Consider the following 7,780-nt stretch of genomic DNA (forward strand, 5'->3'; position numbering starts at 1 on the left):
TCAGCGAGGGCGACAGCCGATGGCCGATGACCGTTCCGGGGGACGCTGAAACACCGGGGACCCGCGCGAGCGGGCCCGGAGCCGGGTGGTCAGGCGGCCGCCAGCGGGTCGCCCTCTATGAGGGATTTTTTGGGGATGTAGCTGCGCGCTACGGTCCGCACGACGCTTCGGCGCCGCGGATACGGAGTCGGCGTCATCGACTTCCGGTCCTCGACACCCCGGCTCTGTGGCGAGCCGTTGGTTACTGGCTGGTATCGGGGGTCACCCGATAGGTGATTCTGACACAGTGCCCTGAACCCCGGCAGACCGGCCTGGAGAGACGAAGGCCACGTCGCCCCGCAGCCGCCGGCGGACCGCCGATCAGAGCCTGCTCAGGCGAAACGCACCAGGATCGGCAGCTCCCGTTACGCATTTTTGATCTCACTGGTGCTCCGCTCAACAGTTCGGTGGTGGCAGGATCTCCTGCACCACCTCGGCGGAGGGTGGCCCGCCCGCTCACACCCCGTCACCGCGGCAGATCCGCCTGACCCTCTCACAGGAGGCCCCCGCACATGAGCGTCGTCCGCACTCACCGCACCCGCCTCGCCGCCTTAGGCTCCGTGCTGATCGCCGGCAGCCTGGCGGTCACCGGTTGCAGCAGTACCAGCAGCACCAGCAGCACCTCCTCGTCGTCCGGCTCGTCGTCCGGCTCGTCGTCCGGCTCGATCACGTCCCCGACCGCCGTTCCCTCGCTGGCCGCCCGGCTGCCGGCCGCGGTCAAGTCCAGCGGCAAGCTGGTGGTCGGCGTCGACGCCTCCTACGCGCCCAATGAGTTCAAGGACGACAGCGGCCACATCCAGGGCATGGACGTCGACCTGGCCGGCGCCATCGCGGCCAAGCTGGGCCTGAAGGCCGACGTCCAGGACTCCCAGTTCACCGCGATCATCCCGGGCATCCAGTCGAACAAGTTCCAGCTCGGCATGAGCTCCTTCACCGACAGCAAGGACCGCGAGGCGACCGTCGACATGGTCACCTACTTCACCGCGGGCACCTCCATGGCGGTGAAGAAGGGCAACCCGAACAAGATCTCGGCCACCGACCTGTGCGGCAAGAAGGTCGCCGTGCAGACCGGTACCACCCAGGCCGACGAGATCAAGAACACCCTCAACCCGGCCTGCCAGAAGGCCGGCAAGCCGACCATCCCGAACGACGGCGACAAGTTCGACCTGCAGACCGACGTCACCAACGCGCTGGTCGCCGGCCGCGACGACGCGATGCTCGCCGACTCCCCGGTGGTCGACTACGCGATCAAGATCAGCGGGCAGCTGGAGAAGGTCGGCGACACCACCGACACCGCCCCGTACGGCGCGGTGGTCGCCAAGGGCTCCCCGCTGACCCCGGCGATCCAGGGCGCCATCCAGTCGCTGATCGACGACGGCACCTACGCGCAGATCCTGCAGAAGTGGGGCGTCCAGGCCGGGGCGATCACCAAGTCCGTGGTCAACGGCGCCGTCAGCTGAAACCGCCCGCCCTCTCACCCCCTAGGTCACTCCCGTGAACCAGACGAAACAGGGGGAGGCTCGCCCGGCACTGCCTGACACCATCAAGGCAGTGCCGGTGCGCCACCCCGGACGCTGGGCCGGCGCCGTCGTCATCCTCGTGCTGCTGGCCATGCTGCTCCACGCCCTGATATCCAACCCGGTCTTCGACTGGCCGACCGTCGGCCACTACCTCTTCCACCCGAGCATCGTCCACGGCGTCGGCGTGACCCTGCAGCTGACCGTCTACTCGATGCTGATCGGCGTGATCGGCGGCATCCTGCTGGCGATCATGCGGCTCTCCCACAATCCGCTGCTCTCCGGCAGCTCGTACCTCTACATCTGGGTCTTCCGCGGCACCCCGGTCCTGGTGCAGCTGGTGTTCTGGGGCTTCCTGGGGCTGCTGTGGCAGCGGATCTCGATCGGTGTGCCGTTCGGTCCGGCGTTCTGGTCCCAGGACACCAACACCCTGGTACCCACCTTCACGGCCGCCCTGCTGGGCCTCGGCCTGAACGAGGCCGCCTACATGGCCGAGATCGTCCGGGCCGGCATCCAGTCGGTGGACGAGGGCCAGAGCGAGGCCGCCCACGCCCTCGGCATGAGCCGCGGCCAGACGATGCGCCGGATCGTGCTGCCGCAGGCGATGCGGGTGATCATCCCGCCGACCGGCAACGAGACCATCTCGATGCTGAAGACCACCTCGCTGGTCACCGTGATCTCGCTGGAGGAGCTGTTCCGGGCCGGCCAGAACATCTACTCGCACAACTTCAAGAACATCCCGCTGCTGGTCGTGGTCTCGATCTGGTACCTGTTCCTGACCTCGATCCTCACCATCGGCCAGTACTACGTGGAGCGGTACTACGCCCGCGGCGCCAACCGGGCGCTGCCGCCGACCCCGCTGCAGAAGCTGCGGGCGATCCGGGTGAAGCTCCCGACCGAACCGGCCGTGCGTCCCCTGGAAGGCGGTGGTCCCGGTGTCTGACCCGGTGCACGACCAGGTGCCCGGCTCGGTGATGGTCAAGGCCGAGGGGGTGCGCAAGTCCTTCGGCCTGGTGGAGGTGCTCAAGGGCATCGACCTGGAGGTCAAGCAGGGCGAGGTGTTCTGCCTGATCGGACCGTCCGGGTCGGGCAAGTCCACCTTCCTGCGCTGCATCAACCACCTGGAGAAGGTCAGCAGCGGCCGACTCTCGGTGGCCGGGGAACTGGTCGGCTACCAGCAGCGGGGCGACCGGCTGTACGAGCTGAAGGAGCGCGAGGTGGCGCGCAAGCGGCGCGACATCGGCATGGTCTTCCAGCGCTTCAACCTGTTCCCGCACATGACCGCCCTGGAGAACATCGTCGAGGCTCCGGTGCAGGTCAAGGGCACGCCCAAGGCCGCCGCCCGGGAGCGGGCCAGGGAGCTGCTGGCGCGGGTGGGCCTGGCCGACAAGGCCGCCAACTACCCGTCCCAGCTCTCCGGCGGCCAGCAGCAGCGGGTGGCGATCGCCCGGGCACTCGCCATGGACCCCAAGCTGATGCTCTTCGACGAGCCCACCTCGGCGCTCGACCCGGAGCTGGTCGGCGATGTGCTGGACGTGATGCGCGGGCTCGCCGAGGAGGGCATGACCATGGTCGTGGTCACCCATGAGATGGGCTTCGCCCGCGAGGTCGGCGACGCACTGGTCTTCATGGACGACGGCGTGGTGGTGGAATCCGGCCACCCGCGGGACGTGCTCACCGATCCGCAGCACGACCGGACCAAGGCATTCCTCTCCAAGGTCCTCTGAAAGTGTCCGGAACCCGGACGGCGTAATAGGCTTGAGGCGACTCACCCGTTACCGCTCCCTCGGAGGACCCCGTGGAGCTCGCCCTGTACGCCGATTACGCCGTCCGGCTGGTCAACAGCGAGGAGCCGGAGCGCGGCACCGACGCTCTGGTCAGCGTGGACGCCGCGCGCAACCTCTTCAGCTACCCGGAGTCCGGCGCCGCCCTACTCACCGGCCCGGACGACGTGCCGCTGATGCGCGAGCTGCGGAGCCGGCTGCGGGCCGTCTTCGAGGAGGCCGCGGCAGGCCGCGAGGGGAGCGCGGTCGACCTGCTGAACGGGCTGCTGGCCGAGTACCCGGTCAGCCCGCAGGTGTCCGGGCACGACTACCTCGACGAGAGCGGCCGCCCCCGCTGGCACCTGCACCTGGCCGACAACGCGCCCACCGCCACCGCCAACTTCGCCGCGGTGGCCTGCATGGGCCTGGCCATCCACCTGACCGAGCTGGGCGCGGACCGGCTGGGCATCTGCCAGGCCGCGCCGTGCCGCAACGCCTACCTGGACACCTCGACCAACCGCTCCCGGCGGTACTGCTCGGACCGCTGCGCGACCCGGGCCAATGTCGCGGCCTACCGGGCGCGCAAGCGGGCCGAGGCGGCGCACGCGCAGTCGGCGCACGCACAGTCGGCCCAGGCGCCGCCGGACCAGGCCCGGCCGGCCACCGCTAGCGCGACGGACTGAGCCGGCCGCGGGCCACCCCGAACCGGGCCGCCAGCCCCGGCACCCGGCCCAGCGGCCAGCGGCACAGCAGCCGCTCCAGCCAGTGGGCCGGGGCCAGCCACCCCACGCTGGGGCTGACCCGCAGCAGCACCCGGCCGAGCACCAGCTCCTGGGGCACCGGGCCGAAGTCCCGGCTGTCGTTGCCCAGGAACTGATTGTCCGACAGCAGCCACCAGCCCTTGCTGCGCCGCTCGGCGGCGCGCTTGACCACCAGCAGGTCCTGGCGCATCGGGTGGCGGACCAGGACGACCGCTCCGGCTCGGATCCGGGCGCCGTACTTGACCACCACCTTGTCGCCGTCGTACAGGGTCGGGACCATCGAGGGCCCGTCCACATCGACCACTCCGAACGGCAAGAGTCCGCCACCCGTGCGGACCACGGGTTCTGGGCCTGCGTCAGTGTCGCGCCGCCGCAGTGCCGCCATGCTGCCCACCTCCTCGTCGTACCAAGTCCCGTCGGGCAATGTCAGGAACGTGCCGAGCACCGTCACCCGTTCCAGGGACCAGCATCCCGCATCGACAACGTGTGCCCGTTATCGACCGGTTCCGACTCGGCCTTTTGCCTTAGGTCCCCGTCCCGGCCATGAGATCCCGCATCCGGCGGGGTAATCTCGGCGCGGGAAGACGATCTAAGGAAGGACTCCCATGTTCTCTCGTCTGTTTGCGCCGCGGGTCACCGCTCACGCCCACTGCGACCTGCCCTGCGGTGTGTACGACCCGGCCCAGGCCCGCATCGAGGCCGAGTCGGTGAAGGCCACTCAGGAGAAGTACCAGGCCAACGAGGACGCCAGCTTCCGCACGCGCGCCATCATCATCAAGGAGCAGCGCGCCGAGGCCGTCAAGCACCACCTGTCGGTGCTGTGGAGCGACTACTTCAAGGCCCCGCACTTCGAGAAGTACCCGGAGCTGCACGACCTGTTCAACCGCGCCCTGAAGGCCGCCTCGGCCACCAAGGCGTCGAACGACCCGGCCACCGGCCAGGCTCTGCTCGACCTGATCGCCGAGATCGACAAGATCTTCTGGGAGACCAAGAAGGCCTGAGCTCGTCGCTCGCGTCCTCGACGGCGCCGCGCACCCGCCGGGTGCGCGGCGCCGTCGTGCGTTTCGCCGCTCACCCGGTCGGCCCAGTACGCTCGGCGGCATGATCAGGAGCGCAGTCGTCGACGACGTCCCCGCCATCATCGAGCTGATCCGCGAACTGGCGGACTACGAGCGGGCACTGCCCGAGGCGAAGGCCACCGAGGAGCAGTTGCGGGAGGCGCTGTTCGGTGCGCAGCCCGCGGTGTACGCACTGATCGCCGAGGACGACGCGACCGGCGAGACCGCCGGCTTCGCGCTCTGGTTCCGCAACTTCTCGACCTGGACGGGCACCCACGGGATCTACCTGGAGGACCTCTACGTGCGCCCGCCGCACCGCGGCGGCGGCCACGGCAAGGCGCTGCTCACCGAGCTGGCCCGGATCGCCGTGGCGCGCGGCTACAGCCGGTTCGAGTGGAGCGTGCTGGACTGGAACGAGCCGTCGATCGGCTTCTACAAGTCGCTGGGCGCCCAGCCGATGGACGACTGGACGGTCTACCGGCTGACCGGGGACGCGCTGCGCGAGCTGGGCGGCAGCTGACCCGCGCCCTCGATGGACCCCGGGCGGGGGAATTGGGTCGCGAGTCGCGACATCTCTCGTCCGATCGCGGTAACGTCTCGGCGGACGGCCCGCGTCCAGCGCCGCCAGGCTGGGTAGGACACGGGACGTACCGCACCACCCCTCAAGACAGTTGGGGCGAAGCAGTTGAGCCATGCAACAGAACGTGCCCAGGCCCCGGCCCAAGCACAGCGCGTCACCCAGGAGGTGAGGGTGTCCCAGATCGACGGCGCTCCCGAGGAGCCGGCGGCGAACGACTTCGTGGAGGTCCGGCTCCCGGCCCAGGGGGCGTACCTCTCGGTGCTGCGGACGGCCACGGCCGGTCTCGCGGCGCGGCTGGACTTCACTCTCGACGAGATCGAGGATCTCCGGATCGCGGTGGACGAGGCCTGCGCCATCCTGCTCCAGCAGGCGGTGCCCGGATCGGTGCTGTCCTGCGAGTTCCGGCTGGTCGGGGATGCCCTGCGGGTCACCGTCTCGGCCCCGACCACCGACGGCCGGGCCCCGGAGCGGGACACCTTCGCCTGGACGGTGCTCTCGGCGCTGGCCGGCGAGGTGGAGTCCTCGGTGGCCGACGACCGGACGGTCAGCATCAGTCTGCACAAGAAGCGCGGCGGGAACCCGCTATAGCCGTGAACCAGGATTCGGCCGGAGGCCGGACCAAGCGAAGGTGCCTGGCCGAAGGCCGGACCGATCGAGAACGCCCGGCCGGAGGCTGGACCGACCGGCGCGTCCGGCCCGCGGCCGGACGTTCCACGACCCGGGGCACTCCCGCCAATGGGCCCGGTCGCGGAACAATCGATGTGATGGCCCGGCCGCGTCGGCGGTCCGGGCGCTCCCGGAACGGAACGGGGGATCACCGTGAGTGATCTGGATCGCAACTCCGCCGTCGGGCCCCGGCCCGTGGACGGCCTGCCGACGGACGCCCCGTCCGGCGGCGGCCCGGCCGCGCGCCCAGCGGCCGCCCGGCGCCCTACCGTGCCGGCGCAGTCCGGCGGGTCCGAGCCAGGGCCCGCCGCCTCCCAGGACGCTGACCCGAAGGACGCCCAGCGGATGAGCCAGCCCACCGACCCGACGCCGGACCCGGCGTCCGACGAGGCCCACCCGCAGGCGCCAGGGGCGGTGCGGGACGGGGACGAGGAGCTGGCCGAGGCGGTGCGGGCCGCGCTGCCGGCCCAGGGCGCGGACCGGCACAAGACCGCCGCCCCGGACCGGGAGGCGGCCAGGGCCCTGTTCGTCCAGCTGGCCGCGCTGCCCGAGGGCTCCCCGGAGCGGGTGGAGCTGCGCAACCGGCTGGTCCGGATGCACATCCCGCTGGTCGAGCACCTGGCCCGGCGGTTCCGCAACCGCGGTGAGCCGCTGGACGACCTGACCCAGGTGGCCACCATCGGCCTGATCAAGTCGGTGGACCGGTTCGACCACGAGCGCGGGGTGGAGTTCTCCACCTATGCCACCCCGACCATCGTGGGCGAGATCAAGCGGCACTTCCGGGACAAGGGCTGGGCGGTGCGGGTGCCGCGCCGGCTGCAGGAGCTGCGGCTGTCGCTGACCACCGCGACCAGCGAGCTCTCCCAGCGGCACGGCCGCTCCCCCACGGTGCACGAGCTGGCCGAGCACCTGGGCATCTCCGAGGAGGACGTGCTGGAGGGCCTGGAGTCGGCCAACGCCTACTCCACGCTGTCCCTGGACGTGCCGGACAGCGACGACGAGTCGCCGGCCGTGGCGGACACCCTGGGCGCCACCGACGAGGCCCTGGAGGGCGTCGAGTACCGCGAGTCGCTCAAGCCGCTGCTGGCCCAACTGCCGCAGCGCGAGCAGAAGATCCTGGTGCTCCGGTTCTTCCGGAACATGACGCAGTCTCAGATCGCCGCCGAGGTGGGCATTTCCCAGATGCACGTGTCGCGTCTGCTGGCCCGCACCCTCGCCCAGCTGCGGGACAAGCTGCTGGTCGAGGAGTGACCTGCCGGACATGCGCCGGGGCGCGCGCCGCCAGGCGCGCGCCCCGGGTGTGGGTGAGCCCCGGGCGGGGTCGCACCGCGCGGGGGGGGCGCCCGGGGGCCGCCCCCCGGGGGCCGTAGGGGTGTGGCGCCGCCCCCGACCCGGC

Annotated in this window: 9 protein-coding genes; 8 read left to right on the forward strand and 1 reads right to left on the reverse strand. The window is 70.8% G+C overall.

Annotation, left to right across the window (positions count from 1 at the left end):
* Window positions 1-551: 551 nt before the first annotated feature.
* The 4 genes from P3T35_RS38590 (at window position 552) to P3T35_RS38605 (ending at window position 4,002) form a co-directional block, all read left to right on the forward strand.
* Window positions 552-1,499: an ABC transporter substrate-binding protein gene (locus P3T35_RS38590; protein ID WP_101382181.1), complete on the forward strand. Its 948-nt coding sequence runs from the start codon at window positions 552-554 to the stop codon at window positions 1,497-1,499.
* A gap of 34 nt (window positions 1,500-1,533) precedes the next feature.
* Window positions 1,534-2,499 carry an amino acid ABC transporter permease gene (locus P3T35_RS38595; protein WP_280709593.1) on the forward strand — a complete coding sequence of 322 codons (966 nt, stop codon included), beginning with the start codon at window positions 1,534-1,536 and terminating at the stop codon, window positions 2,497-2,499.
* A gap of 31 nt (window positions 2,500-2,530) precedes the next feature.
* A complete protein-coding gene (locus P3T35_RS38600) occupies window positions 2,531-3,283 on the forward strand; it encodes an amino acid ABC transporter ATP-binding protein (protein ID WP_101385258.1) in 753 nt (250 codons plus the stop codon).
* Window positions 3,284-3,354: 71 nt separating this feature from the next.
* The gene (locus P3T35_RS38605; RefSeq protein WP_101382180.1) at window positions 3,355-4,002 is read left to right on the forward strand and encodes a CGNR zinc finger domain-containing protein; all 648 of its coding nucleotides are present in this window, start codon (window positions 3,355-3,357) and stop codon (window positions 4,000-4,002) included.
* On the opposite strand, the gene sodX is transcribed toward P3T35_RS38605, so the two are convergent.
* Window positions 3,986-4,360 carry a nickel-type superoxide dismutase maturation protease gene (gene sodX, locus P3T35_RS38610; RefSeq protein ID WP_267286696.1) on the reverse strand — a complete coding sequence of 125 codons (375 nt, stop codon included), beginning with the start codon at window positions 4,358-4,360 and terminating at the stop codon, window positions 3,986-3,988. The genes P3T35_RS38605 and sodX overlap by 17 nt on opposite strands.
* Before the next feature lie 325 nt (window positions 4,361-4,685).
* Between sodX and sodN the strand changes: the two genes are divergently transcribed.
* The 4 genes from sodN to P3T35_RS38630 all read left to right on the forward strand — a co-directional run bounded on the left by sodN (window position 4,686) and on the right by P3T35_RS38630 (window position 7,635).
* Complete coding sequence (gene sodN / locus P3T35_RS38615) at window positions 4,686-5,081, forward strand: superoxide dismutase, Ni (RefSeq protein WP_101382179.1); 396 nt, start codon at window positions 4,686-4,688, stop codon at window positions 5,079-5,081.
* A gap of 100 nt (window positions 5,082-5,181) precedes the next feature.
* Window positions 5,182-5,658, forward strand: coding sequence for a GNAT family N-acetyltransferase (locus P3T35_RS38620; RefSeq protein ID WP_101382178.1), 477 nt, complete (start codon window positions 5,182-5,184; stop codon window positions 5,656-5,658).
* A 240-nt stretch (window positions 5,659-5,898) separates the two neighbouring features.
* Complete coding sequence (locus P3T35_RS38625; protein WP_323809153.1) at window positions 5,899-6,306, forward strand: anti-sigma regulatory factor; 408 nt, start codon at window positions 5,899-5,901, stop codon at window positions 6,304-6,306.
* A 231-nt stretch (window positions 6,307-6,537) separates the two neighbouring features.
* Complete coding sequence (locus P3T35_RS38630; protein WP_280709597.1) at window positions 6,538-7,635, forward strand: RNA polymerase sigma factor SigF; 1,098 nt, start codon at window positions 6,538-6,540, stop codon at window positions 7,633-7,635.
* Window positions 7,636-7,780: the final 145 nt, after the last annotated feature.

The sequence above is a fragment of the Kitasatospora sp. GP30 genome (assembly GCF_029892145.1).
GTDB lineage: Bacteria > Actinomycetota > Actinomycetes > Streptomycetales > Streptomycetaceae > Kitasatospora > Kitasatospora acidiphila.